Here is a 233-nt window from a genome sequence, read left to right on the forward strand (position 1 = left end):
GCCCGCCTCCGTCAACCCGTACCCTTCGCGCAGCTCGAGCCCCGTGCGCGCGGCGAACCCCGCGGCGACCAGGGGAGGCAGCGGGGCCGCACCGACGATCGGGGTGCGCAGCGACGAGATGTCGGCATCCACAGGCAGGTCCGCGAGGGTCGCGTACACGGTGGGCACCGCGCTCATCGCGGTGACCCCGTAGTGCTCGACCAGCCGCCAGAAACCCGCGTACAGCACGGGGT

Annotated in this window: 1 protein-coding gene; it reads right to left on the reverse strand. The window is 73.4% G+C overall.

The annotated features are described in order from the left end of the window. Positions 1 to 233: AMP-binding protein (locus ACZ2V4_RS11935; RefSeq protein ID WP_490514984.1), on the reverse strand; the 233-nt coding region annotated here is incomplete at both ends.

It is taken from the genome of Macrococcus sp. CoH-51_TC_04 (genome assembly GCF_058188655.1).